Annotated in this window: 16 protein-coding genes; 7 read left to right on the top strand and 9 right to left on the bottom strand. The window is 62.7% G+C overall.

Going from position 1 to position 14,970, the window contains the following annotated elements; translation table 11 throughout:
* Positions 1 to 4: 4 nt before the first annotated feature.
* Together FJ943_RS16300 and FJ943_RS16305 are read left to right on the top strand one after the other, a co-directional pair.
* On the top strand, positions 5 to 757 hold the full coding sequence (locus FJ943_RS16300) for a molybdopterin-synthase adenylyltransferase MoeB (RefSeq protein ID WP_015313990.1): 753 nt from the start codon (positions 5 to 7) through the stop codon (positions 755 to 757).
* A 2-nt stretch (positions 758 to 759) separates the two neighbouring features.
* Positions 760 to 1,245, top strand: a complete 486-nt coding sequence (locus FJ943_RS16305) for a GNAT family N-acetyltransferase (RefSeq protein ID WP_181166263.1) — start codon at positions 760 to 762, stop codon at positions 1,243 to 1,245.
* Positions 1,246 to 1,280: 35 nt separating this feature from the next.
* Here FJ943_RS16305 and FJ943_RS16310 read toward each other — a convergent pair whose 3' ends face one another.
* Positions 1,281 to 2,282, bottom strand: a complete 1,002-nt coding sequence (locus tag FJ943_RS16310) for a D-glycerate dehydrogenase (protein WP_140660652.1) — start codon at positions 2,280 to 2,282, stop codon at positions 1,281 to 1,283.
* Between the two features lie 148 nt (positions 2,283 to 2,430).
* Here FJ943_RS16310 and FJ943_RS16315 point away from each other — a divergent pair, with 148 nt between their 5' ends.
* The gene (locus tag FJ943_RS16315) at positions 2,431 to 2,991 is read left to right on the top strand and encodes an SH3 domain-containing protein (protein WP_015313993.1); all 561 of its coding nucleotides are present in this window, start codon (positions 2,431 to 2,433) and stop codon (positions 2,989 to 2,991) included.
* Here FJ943_RS16315 and FJ943_RS16320 read toward each other — a convergent pair.
* On the bottom strand, positions 2,981 to 3,361 hold the full coding sequence (locus tag FJ943_RS16320) for a DUF4260 domain-containing protein (RefSeq protein WP_140722932.1): 381 nt from the start codon (positions 3,359 to 3,361) through the stop codon (positions 2,981 to 2,983). The two genes, FJ943_RS16315 and FJ943_RS16320, sit on opposite strands and share 11 nt — an antisense overlap.
* 28 nt (positions 3,362 to 3,389) lie before the next feature.
* Positions 3,390 to 3,821: an iron response transcriptional regulator IrrA gene (gene irrA, locus FJ943_RS16325; protein ID WP_015313995.1), complete on the bottom strand. Its 432-nt coding sequence runs from the start codon at positions 3,819 to 3,821 to the stop codon at positions 3,390 to 3,392.
* A 242-nt stretch (positions 3,822 to 4,063) separates the two neighbouring features.
* Between irrA and fabA the strand changes: the two genes are divergently transcribed.
* The 4 genes from fabA (at position 4,064) to FJ943_RS16345 (ending at position 8,370) form a co-directional block, all read left to right on the top strand.
* A complete protein-coding gene (gene fabA, locus FJ943_RS16330; RefSeq protein ID WP_140722935.1) occupies positions 4,064 to 4,582 on the top strand; it encodes a 3-hydroxyacyl-[acyl-carrier-protein] dehydratase FabA in 519 nt (172 codons plus the stop codon).
* Between the two features lie 49 nt (positions 4,583 to 4,631).
* On the top strand, positions 4,632 to 5,852 hold the full coding sequence (fabB, locus tag FJ943_RS16335; RefSeq protein ID WP_140722938.1) for a beta-ketoacyl-ACP synthase I: 1,221 nt from the start codon (positions 4,632 to 4,634) through the stop codon (positions 5,850 to 5,852).
* A gap of 31 nt (positions 5,853 to 5,883) precedes the next feature.
* Positions 5,884 to 6,696: an enoyl-ACP reductase FabI gene (fabI, locus tag FJ943_RS16340; RefSeq protein WP_140660650.1), complete on the top strand. Its 813-nt coding sequence runs from the start codon at positions 5,884 to 5,886 to the stop codon at positions 6,694 to 6,696.
* Between the two features lie 129 nt (positions 6,697 to 6,825).
* On the top strand, positions 6,826 to 8,370 hold the full coding sequence (locus FJ943_RS16345) for a bifunctional diguanylate cyclase/phosphodiesterase (protein ID WP_140722940.1): 1,545 nt from the start codon (positions 6,826 to 6,828) through the stop codon (positions 8,368 to 8,370).
* A gap of 104 nt (positions 8,371 to 8,474) precedes the next feature.
* On the opposite strand, the gene FJ943_RS16350 is transcribed toward FJ943_RS16345, so the two are convergent.
* The 6 genes from FJ943_RS16350 to rbfA all read right to left on the bottom strand — a co-directional run bounded on the left by FJ943_RS16350 (position 8,475) and on the right by rbfA (position 14,970).
* Positions 8,475 to 9,485, bottom strand: coding sequence for a class I SAM-dependent methyltransferase (locus FJ943_RS16350; protein ID WP_140722943.1), 1,011 nt, complete (start codon positions 9,483 to 9,485; stop codon positions 8,475 to 8,477).
* A gap of 69 nt (positions 9,486 to 9,554) precedes the next feature.
* The gene (gene pnp, locus FJ943_RS16355) at positions 9,555 to 11,702 is read right to left on the bottom strand and encodes a polyribonucleotide nucleotidyltransferase (RefSeq protein WP_140722946.1); all 2,148 of its coding nucleotides are present in this window, start codon (positions 11,700 to 11,702) and stop codon (positions 9,555 to 9,557) included.
* A gap of 279 nt (positions 11,703 to 11,981) precedes the next feature.
* A complete protein-coding gene (gene rpsO, locus FJ943_RS16360; RefSeq protein WP_015314002.1) occupies positions 11,982 to 12,251 on the bottom strand; it encodes a 30S ribosomal protein S15 in 270 nt (89 codons plus the stop codon).
* A gap of 181 nt (positions 12,252 to 12,432) precedes the next feature.
* Positions 12,433 to 13,527: a magnesium/cobalt transporter CorA gene (gene corA / locus FJ943_RS16365; protein ID WP_140660647.1), complete on the bottom strand. Its 1,095-nt coding sequence runs from the start codon at positions 13,525 to 13,527 to the stop codon at positions 12,433 to 12,435.
* 52 nt (positions 13,528 to 13,579) lie between these two features.
* Complete coding sequence (gene truB / locus FJ943_RS16370) at positions 13,580 to 14,560, bottom strand: tRNA pseudouridine(55) synthase TruB (RefSeq protein ID WP_015314004.1); 981 nt, start codon at positions 14,558 to 14,560, stop codon at positions 13,580 to 13,582.
* The gene (gene rbfA, locus FJ943_RS16375; RefSeq protein WP_140722949.1) at positions 14,560 to 14,970 is read right to left on the bottom strand and encodes a 30S ribosome-binding factor RbfA; all 411 of its coding nucleotides are present in this window, start codon (positions 14,968 to 14,970) and stop codon (positions 14,560 to 14,562) included. The genes truB and rbfA overlap by 1 nt, the downstream gene beginning before the upstream one ends.

Genomic DNA, 14,970 nt, shown 5'->3' on the forward strand with positions numbered 1-14,970 from the left:
TGACATGACTACCGCCCTCACCGCCGACGAGATCGAACGCTATGCCCGCCACATCGTGCTGCCCGAGGTCGGCGGCGCTGGCCAGCAGAAGCTCAAGCAGGCGCGGGTGCTGGTGATCGGCGCTGGCGGGCTCGGGGCGCCGGTGCTTGAATATCTCGCCGCGGCCGGTGTCGGCACGCTCGGCATTGTCGACGACGACACTGTTTCGCTCTCCAACCTACAACGGCAGGTCATTCACGGCACCGATACGGTCGGCATGCTGAAAACCCAGAGCGCCGGCGCTGCGATCGCCCGCATCAATCCCAACATATCGGTCGAAACGCACACATTCCGGCTCACCGCGGAAAACGCCCCTGCCCTCGTCGCCAAGTACGATATCGTCGTCGACGGGTCCGACAATTTCGAGACGCGTTATGTGGTTGCCGATGCCTGCGCCAGCGAAGGGAAGCCGCTGGTGCATGCGGCCGTCGGACGTTTCGATGGCTCGGTCACCGTGTTGAAGCCTTTCGAGGACGGCAGGGACGGCAAGCCGAACCCGAGCTATCGGGATCTGTTTCCCGAAGCCCCGCCGCCGGGCCTGGTGCCGTCCTGTGCGGAGGCCGGAGTGCTCGGCGCGCTGACCGGCGTCGTCGGCACCCTGCAGGCAATGGAGGCGATCAAACTGGTCACCGGCATAGGCGAGCCGCTGATCGGCCGGCTGCTGCTTTACGATGCGCTCGCCGCCCGCTTCGAGACCATCCGCTACAAAAGACGCTGATCTTGGAACAAACCCGTGTTTCGATCACGCAAATCCCCGCCGATTTCGGCCGCTGGGGTGATGTGCTTGCCCTGATCATGCATGCCTTCGCCTTCATGGACGGCATCATCGACCCGCCGTCGTCGGCTCACCTGCTCACAGTCGAAGCACTGCGCGCCAAAGCCTTGCGGGAGACAGGCTTTCTGGCGCTCGACGGCGACAGGATCGTGGGCTGCGTTTTTGCTCTCGAAAAGGCCGAGGGTCTTTATGTCGGCAAGCTCGCCGTCGCCCCGGACCGGCAGGGGCAAGGCATTGGCCGGCGGCTGATGCAAGCGGCCGAAGATCTGGCCCGCAGCCGCGGCAAGGCCGACATCGAACTGGAGACGAGGATCGAACTGGCCGCGAATCATGCCGCCTTTGCCCGGCTCGGCTTTCGCGAAACCGAACGGACGGCGCATGAGGGCTATGACAGGCCGACGTCCATCACCATGCGCAAGACCATTTCGTAAGCTTCGGTTTATGAGAGCCGGCGCCTGGAAGGTTTTCAGGTCCTGAGCGGCAGCACGCGGTCCGGCGGGCGATGGCCATCGACGAAGGCGCGGATATTGATGATGACCTTCTCGCCCATGTCGATGCGGCCCTCGAGCGTGGCCGAGCCCATATGCGGCAGAAGCACGACCTTGTTCCTGGCGGCCAGCTTCAAGAGCTTGCCGTTCAGGGCCGGTTCGTGCTCGTAAACGTCCAGGCCGGCGCCGGCGATCTTGCCGTCCTGGATCAGCTTGACCAGCGCTTCTTCGTCGATGATGTCGCCGCGGGCAGTGTTGACGATATAGGCGGTGGGCTGCAGCAACGCGAGCCGCCGCGCCGACAGAAGATGAAAGGTAGCGGGTGTCGAGGGACAATTCACCGAGATGATGTCCATGCGGGCCAGCATCTGGTCGAGACTTTCCCAATAGGTCGCCTCCAGCCCATCCTCGACCGCCGGCAGCACACGATGCCGGTTGTGATAGTGAATGGACAGGCCGAAAGCCTTGGCTCGCCTGGCAACGGCGGTGCCGATGCGGCCCATGCCGACAATGCCGAGCCGCTTGCCCCAGATGCGCCGGCCAAGCATCCAGGTCGGCGACCAGCCGGCCCATTTCTTGTCGCCCGTGAGCACACTGGCGCCTTCCGCCAGCCGGCGCGGCACCGCCAGCATCAACGCCATGGTCATGTCGGCGGTATCTTCGGTGAGCACGTTGGGCGTGTTGGTGACGGTGATGCCCCTCTTGGCCGCCGCCGCCACGTCGATCTTGTCGACGCCGTTGCCGAAATTGGCGATCAGCTTGAGATTGTCGCCGGCCTGGGCAATCAGTGCGGCGTCGATCTGGTCGGTCACGGTCGGCACCAGCACGTCGGCTTCCTTGACCGCAGCGACCAGTTCCGGCTGCGTCATCGGCCTGTCCTCGACGTTCAGCCTTGCGTCGAACAGCTCGCGCATGCGGGTCTCGACCGGGTCGGGCAGCTTTCGCGTGATGACCACGAGAGGCTTCTTTTTGCCTACCATTGTTTCCCTCGTTGAGACCTCTTTAACCAAGACAGGCGAAACTGAAAGCCGGTCGCGGTAGCCGATTTACCCATGTAACAAGCGGTGCCGCCGAAGACAAAGAAAAAGGGGTGCCGCAGCCATCGGGCCGGTGCCGAAAGGAACGAAAGTGTCTGGTTTCGCGTCGCTTCGCCTGGCCCTCAGCGCAGCATTTCTCGGCGCTCTTCTCTATTCTCCGCTTGCCGGCGCGCAAAGCGCGGCCGCTCCCGCCCAGAGCGCCATCACGCTCGGACCGAGCGGCCTGCCGCTGCCGCGATTCGTCAGCCTGAAATCCGGCCGCGTCAACTCGCGTGTCGGCCCCGGCGCCAACTATTCGGTCGACTGGATGTACATGAAGGCTGGCCTGCCCATGGAAATCATCCAGGAATTCGATACGTGGCGGCGCGTGCGCGACGCCGACGGCTCGGAAGGATGGATCAACCAGTCGCTGCTTTCGGGCCGACGTACCGCAATCGTCGCTCCCTGGCAGCGCGGCAAGGGCGGCCAGATCAACCTTCTCAAGAGCCCCGAAAAGGATGCCAGAGTGGTGGCGATCGTAGAACCCGGCGTCATGGGCACGATCAAAGCCTGCGACGGCCAGTGGTGCGAGATGACGTTCGACGGCCACACCGGCTGGCTTGCCCAGTCGGTCGTCTGGGGCGCTTATCCGGGCGAGCGGGTCAAGGACTGAACGTTTCGCTTTTGCGCCCGATACGGCCGAGATGGGTATCCTGAAATCCTGTTGACAGCTTCAAGCCGTAGCCCAGCGCGCGGTCGATCGCGATATGCGCGATCCAGATCAGTGCGACGGCGTTGCCGACCGCACTGCCGGCGAGGTGCCCGGCAAGCAACACAAGCACCGGTACGATCAGAATGTGCAAGGCGTTGTAGGCAATGGCGCCGGCGCGTGGGCCGCCGAGATAACCCAGCATCGACAGGTCCGGCGCCAGGATGAGCAACGCGAAGAGCCACCAGGAAACGCCTGTCGCGCCATAGAAGACGATCGCGGCAGCCGCCGCGACGGCCCATTCGAGCCGGACTATCCAATCGAGGAATTTCATCCCAGACCGCTTATTCCGGCCTTGCCGATCATTCCGGACGCTTGGGACGCAGCCTCACCACGATATCGACATTGGCGATCTCCATGCCTTCGGGCGGCTCCGGCAGATTGGTGACGGTTACCGGGCCGTTGGCGATGTCGAAAATCCTGTTTTCGCCTTCGATGTAGAAATGGTGGTGGTCGGAGGTGTTGGTGTCGAAGTAGGTCTTGGAACCTTCGACGGCGAGAATGCGCAGCAGCCCCGCCTGGGTAAACTGGTGAAGCGCGTTGTAGACGGTGGCCAGCGATACCGGCACGCCGGCGGCCTGCGCCTCCTCATGCAGTTCCTCAGCCGACAAATGGCGGTCGCCCTTGGCGAAAAGCAGGTCGGCCAGCGCAATACGCTGACGGGTCGGCCTCAGGCCGGCTTCACGTACCCGCTTGTCCACAGCGACATTTTCCTTCCGGCAGCCCCGGTCCATCTGGTCTTCCAAGCTCGCAGTCCCGCTTCAAGACACGCCCAGAATGGCAAAAAAATGAATGTCTGCCGGAACCGGACCCCTGTTGACATATATTCTGTCGCCCGAATGCGATCAATAGCGCGCATTGACCCGGGCAGACTGGCGGGTTAAGCGCAAACGCCGGTTTCCGGCCTGAAACAGATTGTGTTAGGACACCAACGACAAGGGCGCGCTACCGCCCGGACGATATGGGGACGAAATTGATGGCGGGTTCGAAATCCAGCTACGACTACGAAGACTTGCTGGCCTGCGCTCGTGGCGAGCTGTTCGGAGAGGGCAATGCCCAGTTGCCCTACCCGCCGATGCTGATGTTCGACCGTATCACCGAGGTCAGCGAGACCGGCGGCGCCTTCGACAAGGGTTTCATTCGCGCGGAATTCGATATCAAGCCCGACCTGTGGTTCTTTGCCTGCCATTTCATAGGCAATCCGATCATGCCGGGCTGTCTCGGCCTTGACGCCCTGTGGCAATTGACCGGCTTCTATCTCGGCTGGCTTGGCGAACCCGGCAAGGGAATGGCGCTGTCGACCGGAGAGGTCAAGTTCAAGGGCATGGTCACGCCATCGGTCAAGAAGGTCGAGTACGGCGTTGATTTCAAGCGTGTGATGCGCGGCCGGCTGGTGCTCGGCATCGCCGATGGCTGGATGAAGGCGGATGGCGAGCCCATATATGCGGCGACGGACCTGAAGGTAGGTCTGTCCAAGCAGTCGGCGGTCGCTTGACCGCAGCCCTGGCCCGCGCATTGGCCAGCATCCCTGGAAGGAGTTGCGAATGAGACGTGTCGTAGTCACAGGCCTCGGCATCGTGTCGTCGATCGGCAACAATGCCAACGAGGTGCAGGCCTCGCTGCATGACGCCAGATCGGGCATCAGCTTTTCCGATTCCTTTGCCGAACATGGATTCCGGTGCCAGGTCTGGGGCGCGCCGACGCTCGACCCTTCGGCGATGATCGACCGCCGCGCGATGCGATTCCTAAGCCAGGGCGCGGCGTGGAATCACGTCGCCATGGACCAGGCGATCGCGGATGCCGGCCTCGACGAGAGCGACATCACCAACGAGCGCACCGGCATCGTCATGGGTTCGGGCGGTCCCTCCACCCGCACCATCGTCGAGGCGGCCGAAACCACGCTCAAGAACGGCAGCCCCAAGCGCATCGGTCCCTTCGCGGTGCCGAAGGCGATGTCGTCGACGGCCTCGGCAACCTTGGCAACATGGTTCAAGATCCATGGCGTCAACTATTCGATCTCCTCGGCCTGCTCGACCTCGGCGCATTGCATCGGCAATGGCTACGAGCTGATCCAGTGGGGCAAGCAGGACATGGTCTTTGCCGGCGGCCACGAGGATCTCGACTGGACGATGTCGGACCTGTTCGACGCCATGGGCGCCATGTCGTCGAAGTTCAACGACAGGGCCCCGACCGCATCGCGCGCCTACGACGCCAATCGCGACGGCTTCGTCATAGCCGGCGGCGCCGGCGTACTGGTGCTGGAGGAGCTGGAGCACGCCAGGGCGCGCGGCGCCAAGATCTACGCGGAGATCGTCGGCTACGGCGCCACTTCGGACGGTTTCGACATGGTTGCGCCCTCGGGCGAAGGCGCGGTCCGCTGCATGCGCCAGGCGCTGGCGACGGTTTCCACGCCGGTCGACTACATCAACACGCACGGCACCTCGACGCCGGTCGGCGATTCCAAGGAAATGGGCGCGATCCGTGAAGTGTTCGGCGAGAAGATGCCGTTCATCACGTCGACGAAGTCGCTGACCGGCCATTCTCTGGGCGCGGCGGGCGTGCAGGAATCCATCTATTCGATCCTGATGATGCAAGGCGGCTTCATCGGCGAAAGCGCCCATATCGAGACGCTCGATCCGGAATTCGAGGGCATGCCGATCGTACGCAAGCGCATCGACAACGCAGGGATCGACACCGTTCTGTCGAACTCCTTCGGTTTCGGCGGCACCAACGCGACGCTCGTTTTCCAGCGCTACTCCGCATAAGGCCAAGTTTTTCATATAAGGATTGCCGGCCATGGACGGATTGATGAAGGGCAAGCGCGGGCTTGTCATGGGTGTTGCCAACGATCATTCGATCGCCTGGGGCATTGCCAGGAAATTGTCCGAACAGGGGGCGGAACTGGCCTTCACCTACCAGGGCGAGGCTTTTGGCCGCCGGGTCAAGCCGCTCGCCGACAAGCTCGGCGCTTCGCTGGTCGTTCCCTGCGACGTCGAGGACAGCGCTTCGGTCGCCGCCACGTTCGAGACGCTTGGCAAGGCGTGGGGCGGACTGGACTTCGTCGTCCATGCCATCGGCTTTTCCGACAAGAACGAGTTGAAGGGCCTCTATGCCGATACCAGCCGGGACAATTTCGTCCGCACCATGGTGATCTCCTGCTATTCCTTCACCGAGGTGGCGCGCAATGCCGCGCCCCTGATGACCGCCGGCGGCTCGATGATCACGCTGACCTATGCCGGCTCGGTCCGCGTCATGCCGAACTATAATGTCATGGGCGTCGCCAAGGCTGGCCTGGAGGCCAGCGTGCGCTATCTCGCCAACGACTACGGTCCGCGCGGCATCCGGGTCAACGGCATCTCGGCCGGTCCGGTGCGTACACTGGCCGGCGCCGGCATTTCGGACGCCCGCCACATGTTCTCCTACCAGCAACGAAACTCGCCGCTGCGCCGGACGGTGACGATCGACGAGGTCGGCGGCTCCGCGCTGTATCTCCTGTCCGACCTTGCTTCCGGCGTCACAGGCGAAATCCACTATGTCGATTCCGGCTACCATATCGTGTCGATGCCGACCCTCGACGAGTTGAAGCAGACGGATGGCGGCCGCGACTGACGGCGGCCCCGGTCACGCGGGTTTTTTGCCAGTAAAGAAAATAATCCTCTCCAGTAAAATTGGATTCATTCGCGGAAACTCATTTTAAGAAGGTTTCCGCTATAAAGCTTCCCATCTGGGGACCTTTTCATGCCTGCCGCCATCAACCCGAAGCGAACACCCGTGTTCCGACTGCTCACGATAGCAAGTTCGGGCATTGGCAGTTTCGTCCTCGGAATCTGGGGGCTGAAGCACGGTCTCGGCGACGGATTTGCCGGCATTTCGGCTGATATGATGGTGTCGATCATGGCCGCGCTTTGTGCGCTGGCCGCATCGGTGGCGGCAATGTCCTTCTTTGCTGGTGTCGATGAATCAGCGGATTTCGTCTTCAACGAAACCCATTTCGACAAGCTGACCGGACTGCTGGCCCGCCCGGCGATGGTCGGCAAGATCGCCGAGGCGGCATGCGCGACAAGCCGCACCGGGGAACCGATGTTCCTGATCGACATCGACATCGACCGGTTCAAGCAGATCAACGATGCAATCGGCTACACTCACGGTGACGAACTGATCCGCGCCTTCACCAAGCGGCTGCGCGACTGCGTGCCGGCGCGCGCAATGATCGGGCGGATCGGGGCCGGCGAGTTCGCGGTGCTGCTTCCCGATCACCAGATCCAGGGGACCCTGGAAAGCATGGTCGAGAGGCTCATCGACGAGATGATGGAGCCGTATGAACTCAGCACCCACCAGCAATCGGTGAGCCTGTCGGTGGGCATCGTGGCGATGCCCAAGGATGGGATCGATCCGGTCCTCATCCTGCGCCGTTCCAACCTGGCGCTGCAGAATGCGCGCGCCAGCGGGGTTGGCAACTGGTCGGTCTTCAACAGCGATATGGGGCGGGTGGCCGACCATCGCCAATGGGTCGAGTCCGAACTGCACAATGCGTTCGAGCGCGGCGATTTCGACCTGCATTATCAGCCGCAGCTCGACCTTCCGACAGGCCGCATCGTCGGCTACGAGGCGTTGATCCGGTGGCAGCATCCCGAACGCGGCATGATCCCTCCGATGGAGTTTATCCAGATCGCCGAGGAGACCGGCATGATCAATCCGATCGGCGAATGGGTGCTGCGTAAGGCCTGCAGCGATGCCCGCCATCTGCCGGACGACTGTTTCGTCGCCGTCAACATCTCGCCGGTCCAGTTCATGACCAAGGATTTCGTCGGCCTTGTGCGCGACACGATGCGGAGCACCGGCATCAAGCCGTCACGGCTGGAACTGGAAGTCACCGAGACGGCGATGATGCAGGACCGCGACCGCGCGGCCGCCATCCTGAAAGAACTCGCCGAGATGGGGATCTCGGTCGCCGTCGATGATTTCGGCACCGGCTATTCCAACCTCAGCTATCTGATCGACTTCTCATTCGGCAAGCTGAAGATCGACCGCTCCTTCGTCAGCCGTATCGATACCGATGCGAGCTCCGGCGCGGTCGTGTCGACCATTGTCGGGCTTTCCCGGGCGCTTGGCGTCAGCATCATTGCCGAGGGCGTCGAGACCGAGAACCAGGCGACACTGCTGCGGGCAGCTGGTTGCGAAGTGGTGCAGGGCTATCTGTTCGGCCGGCCGGCGCCGCTCAAATTCAGCGCTGGTGACAGGCACGCCACCGACGAAGTCCGGCGCGTCGCCAATCTACACTGACCTACAACATGTCGCGGCAATAGGATTCGCCCGACCTGCTGTAAGCTTCCGATTTGTTCCCGAACCGATGACACTTCCGGGCGACACGCATTAAATGCATCGCGTCAGCGCCGTGCGACAAACACCTTGAACATGCCGTCGCGGGCAAGCTCGGCGTGGCTGGCAAAGGCGGCCGACAGCACCGGCTCGTAGGGAAGCTGGCGGTTGGCGACCATGAACAGGCGCCCACCGGGCTTCAAGGCCTTGGCCGCGGCGCGGATCATGCCGACGCCGATCTCGGGCTCGGCCGCACGGCTGCGGTGGAAGGGTGGGTTCATTGCGATGACGTCGTAGCGGCGCTCGACAGGCTCGGCCAGCAGATCCGTCCAGAAGAAGCCCTGCGCCACGGTGTTGGCAAGGTTGCCCCTGGCGGCCTCCAGCGCATCGAAATCGGCCTCGTAAAGATCGAGGGCCGACAAGCCCGGACAGCGGGCAGCCATCTCGGCCGCCACATAGCCCCAGCCGGCGCAGAAATCGGCCGCGGTGCCACGCAAATCACCGGGCAGATTGTCGACCAGCAGTTTCGAACCGGCATCGACGCGGTCGAAGGAGAACATGCCGGGTGCGGTGCGGAACCGGTCCTCAACAAGCAAGGCGGGATTGGCGGCGCGAAGCGCGGCGGCGGCTTGCACATCAACCGGACGACGCAGCCAGAAGGCAATGCCGTGATATTTTGGCATGTGGCTATCAAGCAGCACAAGATCGCCGACGCGCTTACGCAGGCTTGCGATGCCATCCTCCTTGCCACCGGCAATGACGATCAATCCGCCCTCCGCCACCCGCTCGAGAGCCTCGGCGATGCGCAGTTCGTTTTCGCCGCGATGGCGGCCGGCGAGCACAAGCACTGCATCGAAATCCTCACCGGCCGATCGCGGCGTGACCGTGAAGCCAGCCGCCTGCAAAGCGCGGAAATACGGGCGAAAGCCCTGTACGAGATGCAGCGTAGCCTCGAAGCCCTGTGGCAAGCGCAGGCCGGGTTCGGCGCCAAGGAAGAGGATGCGCTCGTCCCTGCCCGGCGGGGAAAGAGCCTCGGCCTCGAATGGATGAAAAAGCGTCTTCAACGCTTCAGCGGACATGGCCGTGCTCCATAAACAAAAGCGGGCGCGACATAAGCCGCGCCCGCTTCGATTTTTCCGTCAGAGGCCTCAGGCGGCGTTTTCTTCGCCTTCGGTCTTCTTGTCGCGGGCGATTTCCTTGCCGGTGGCCTGGTCGACGACCTTCATCGACAGGCGGACCTTGCCGCGCTCGTCGAAGCCCATCAGCTTGACCCAGACCTTGTCGCCTTCCTTGACGACGTCCGAGGTCTTGGCGACCCGGTCGTTGGCAAGCTGCGAGATGTGGACGAGGCCGTCACGCGGACCGAAGAAGTTGACGAAGGCGCCGAAGTCGGCGGTCTTGACGACCGTGCCTTCGTAGATCTCGCCGACTTCCGGCTCGGCGACGATGGTGTGGATCCACTTCTTCGCCGCCTCGATCTCCTTGGCGTTCGACGAAGCGATCTTGACCGTGCCGTCGTCCTCGATGTTGATCTTGGCGCCGGTCTTCTCGACGATCTCGCGGATGACCTTGCCGCCCGAACCGATGACGTCGCGGATCTTGTCGGTCGGGATGTGCATGACCTCGATGCGCGGCGCGAACTCGCCGAGTTCAGGGCGGGCGCCGGTCAGGGCATGGGACATCTCGCCGAGGATATGCAGGCGACCGTCCTTGGCCTGGCCAAGGGCGATCTTCATGATCTCCTCGGTGATGCCGTCGATCTTGATGTCCATCTGCAGCGAGGTGATGCCGCCTTCGGTGCCGGCAACCTTGAAGTCCATGTCGCCGAGGTGATCCTCGTCGCCCAAGATGTCGGAGAGCACGGCGAAGCGCTCGCCTTCCTTGATCAGGCCCATGGCGATACCGGCCACCGGCTTGGCCAGCGGCACGCCGGCATCCATCAGCGCCAGCGAGGTGCCGCAGACGGTAGCCATCGAGGACGAGCCGTTGGACTCGGTGATCTCCGAGACGACGCGCAGCGTGTAGGGGAACTGGTCGGCGGAGGGCAGCATCGGACGGATGGCGCGCCAGGCGAGCTTGCCATGGCCGATTTCGCGGCGGCCCGGCGAACCCATGCGGCCGGTCTCACCGACGGAGTAGGGAGGGAAGTTGTAGTGAAGGAGGAATTTCTCCTTGTACATGCCGGTCAGGGAATCGACGTACTGCTCATCCTCGCCGGTGCCGAGCGTGGCAACCACGAGCGCCTGGGTCTCGCCGCGGGTGAACAGCGCCGAACCATGGGTGCGCGGCAGGACGCCGACTTCGGAGACGATCTTGCGAACCGTGCTCAAGTCGCGGCCATCGATGCGCGCGCCGGTGTCGAGGATGTTCCAGCGAACGACCTTCGCCTGCAATTCCTTGAATACCGAGCCGATCTGTTCGGAGGTGTACTTTGCGTCCTCGCCTTCAGCCGGGGCAAACGCGGCCTTGACCTTTGCCTTGACAGCGTCGACGGCGGCGTAGCGCTTCTGCTTGTCGACGTTCTTGTAGGCATTGCTGAGCTCGTCGCCGACGATCTTCAACATCTCGGCCTCAAGCGCGGAATAATTCGGCGCGGTGAAGTCGCGCGGCTCCTTGGCGGCAACTTCCGCCAGCTTGATGATGGCGTCGATGACCGGCTGGAAGCCCTTGTGGCCGAACATGACAGCGCCGAGCATCAGCTCTTCGCCGAGTTCCTTGGCTTCCGACTCGACCATCAGCACGGCATCAGTGGTGCCGGCAACGATGAGGTCGAGCTTGGATTCCTGCATCTCGTCGACATGCGGGTTCAGCACATATTCGCCATTGATGTAGCCGACGCGCGCGCCGCCGATCGGGCCCATGAAGGGAACGCCCGACAGGGTCAGGGCCGCCGAGGTGGCGACGATCGACAGGATGTCCGGGTCATTTTCGAGATCGTGCTGGACGACGGTGACGACGATCTGCGTGTCGTTCTTGTAGCCGGCGGCGAAGAGCGGGCGGATCGGGCGGTCGATGAGACGGGAAACCAGCGTTTCCTTCTCGCTCGGACGGCCTTCGCGCTTGAAATAGCCGCCCGGGATCTTGCCGGCGGCATAGGTCTTTTCCTGGTAATTGACGGTCAGCGGAAAGAAGTCGAGACCGGGCTTGGGCTCCTTCATCGAAACGACGGTGGCGAGAACCTTGGTCTCGCCGTAGGTTGCGAGCACCGCGCCGTCGGCTTGGCGCGCGATCTTGCCGGTCTCCAGGATGAGCGGACGACCGCCCCATTCGATTTCCACTTTGTGGTGATTGAACATGTCTTGTCCTTAATAAGCGGAAAGGGCCGCGCCGTTTCACGGTGCGCGGATGCCCTTTGCCTGGCTTCCTTTCTCGGGCAGCCACGGGCAAGACAACGGGAAGCTCGGGTGATTTAGGCGCGACAAGCGCGCGCGAGCGTCCTGCAATCCTGCCCCATGACCGTCCATGGGCGGTTTCGAACGGCCCTTTGCACGCTCGAAACCGGGTCTGGCCAGCCTGTGCGACTGGCAGAATGCGCGACCGGCGGGCTCTCCGAAGAAAGCCCGCCGGTCAATTCGTCAACGGCGCAGACCGAGCTTCTCGATCAGTGTCTGATAGCGCGAGTCGTCCTTGCGCTTGAGATAATCAAGCAGGCTGCGGCGCTGGGACACGAGAGCGAGCAGACCACGGCGGGAATGGTTATCCTTCTTGTGGTCCTTGAAATGGTCGGTCAGGTTCTTGATGCGCTCGGAAAGGATGGCCACCTGGACTTCCGGAGACCCGGTATCGCCCTTGGCGGTTGCGAATTCACCCATCAATTCCTGTTTGCGCTCGGCAGTAATCGACATCGTGTTTTTCCTTATCTGTTTGAGGAAACGGGTCGCCCGCAGCCGGGATGTCGTCCAGCAGGGGCCGTGCATGCAAAGCGTCAAGGCGCTATGCTGCGGCGCATATAGTGCAATTCCCTGAAAAACACCAGCCCAATTCACAAGCCGGCTTTTGAGGCTCAAATGACAGGTTTAGACCCGGTCAAAGCCATTTCTTCCATTTGAAGAATGCAATCAGCCCGACAGCGACGGCAGCCATGAACAGCAGAGACAATGGATAGCCGTAGTACGCCTTCAGCTCCGGCATATTCCAGGGCGAGCTGGCGGGGTCGAAGTTCATGCCCCAGATGCCGACCAGGAAGGTGAGCGGCATGAAGATGACCGAAACGATGGTGAGATAGGAGATGACGTCGTTGGTGCGGGCCTGGCTCAGCGACAGATGCATTTCGATCAGGCCGGTCAGCATGTCGCGCTGGGTCTCGACCAGCTCTATCAGCCTGAGCGAATGGTCGAGCGTGTCGTTGAGGAAGACCTTGGTCTCGGCTGTGACATAGGCCACGTCGTTGCGGATCAGCGTTGCCAGGGCATCGCGCATGGGCCACAGCACGCCTTTCAAAACATTGGCATCGCGCCGCAATTCGTGCAGCTGCCGCATCTGGTGCTTGTGCGTCGAATGCAGCATCTGGTCCTCAATGCTGTCGACCAGGTCGCCGGCAGCCTCGATCGGCGGAAAATAGCTGTCGACGATGGCGTCGATCAGCGCATAGGCGAGATAGTCGGCGCCGCGCGTGCGCAACCGGTTGGGGGCCGAACTCTCGATGCGCTTGCGCACCGGATCGAACGGATCGCCCTCGCGCTCCTGGAAGGTGACGACGAAGTTCTCGCCGAGGAAGAGAGCGATCTGCTCATAGCGATGCGACGTGACATCGTCGATCATGCGCATGACGACGAAGGCGTGATCCTCGAAGAAGTCGACTTTCGGCCGCTGGCCGGTGTTGACGACATCCTCCAGCGCCAGCGGATGCAGGCTGAAGATGCGGCCGATCTCCTCGATCAGTTGGATGTTGGCAAGGCCGGTGCAGTCGAGCCAGATGACGGGCCATTTCCGGCAACTGACCTCGACGTCGTCGATGCTGGCGTTCTCGATGGTCTTGAACTTCTGCGGCGAGATCAAGGTCAGCCGCAGTTCGGAGCGCCGCGCCGCCGGATCGGCGATCAGCGTGCCGGGCGAGGCGCCAACCGGAGGCCGTCTCGTCTTCACCGGCGCCCGTTTTTTCACCACCTCGGCCTTTGCCATGCCACCACCCGTCGAACCTGCTTGTCCTATACCGCCATCGCGATCAGACCGATCACCCGGCAAAGACCCGCTTGGGCTTGAACATGCCTTGCTCGATAGCGCCGATGGCGACGAGCTTGCCGCGCGCCGTCGCACAGGCTTCTTCCGCCTCCACCGGCGCGTCACGGCCACGAATGATGACCGGATTGCCGAGGCGGATCTTGGTCGCGGCATCGTCGCTGATCGCGATCTGCGGCAGGCAGTCGAGCGCCGCCGAGGTGTCGACGAGAAGCCCGTCGATGGCGCCGAAATCGATAGGCATCTCCACTGCGTCCGCGGCATCTGCCTCCGGATCCGGTTTATCGTCACCTTGCGCGCCGAAGCGCGCGGCCTCGAGTTCGGCGATGGTGACGAAGTCCTCTGGCGTAAACGGCTCGACCTCGACCCGGCGCAGTTCGCTGATATGGCCGAAGCAGCCGAGGTCGCGGCCCATGTCGCGGGCCAGCGAACGCACATAAGTGCCCTTGCCGCATTCGACCTCGAAAATCGTCTGGTCCGGCTTGTGCTCGACAATGTCGAGCCGGCCGATCTCGATCTCGCGCGGCGGTATGTCGACCGTCTCGCCTTCGCGGGCGAGGTCGTAGGCGCGTTCACCCGCAATCTTGATCGCGGAAAATTGCGGTGGCGTCTGCATAATGACGCCGGTGTATTTCGGCAGCAACACCCGGATATCGGCTTCCGATGGACGCTGATCGGCCTCTTTCGTCACCGGACCTTCGAGGTCATCGGTCGACCGCTCCTGTCCCCAGGCAACGGTGAAACGGTAAATCTTGGCGCCGTCCTGCACGTAGGGCACGGTCTTGGTGGCCTCGCCGAGCGCGATCGGCAGCATGCCGGAGGCAAGAGGGTCGAGCGTGCCGGCATGGCCGGCCTTTTCGGCCTGGAACAGCCATTTGATCTTGGAGACGGCCTCGGTCGAGCCCATACCGACCGGCTTGTCCAGCACCACCCAGCCGGAGACCGGCCGGCCCTTCTTCTTGCCGCGACGCCCCATTATTCTTCTTCCTTGTTGCCGTCGCTATCCAGGTCGCGTGCCACTTCGGGTGACTTCAGCAGGTCGTTGATCCTGGCGAAATTGTCGAAGGACGTATCCAGCCGGAAACGGAACTCCGGCATGTACTTCATCTGCCGGAGCGCGCCGGAGACGCGGCCGCGCACGAACTTGGCATGCTTGTTCAGCGCTTCGATCACCGCGTCGGTATCCTTTGCGCCGAGCGGAGAAACGAAGGCTGTGGCGATCTTGAGATCCGGCGACATGCGCACTTCCGACACCGAAACCACGGTATTTTCAATCAACGGGTCGATGATGTCCCCGCGCTGCAGGGTTTCCGAGAGCGCATGGCGCACCTGTTCACCGACGCGCAACATGCGCTGGGATGGGCTTGATGTGGTGGAACGGGGCAT

The organism is Mesorhizobium sp. B2-3-10 (assembly GCF_006442275.1).
Classification (GTDB): domain Bacteria; phylum Pseudomonadota; class Alphaproteobacteria; order Rhizobiales; family Rhizobiaceae; genus Mesorhizobium; species Mesorhizobium australicum.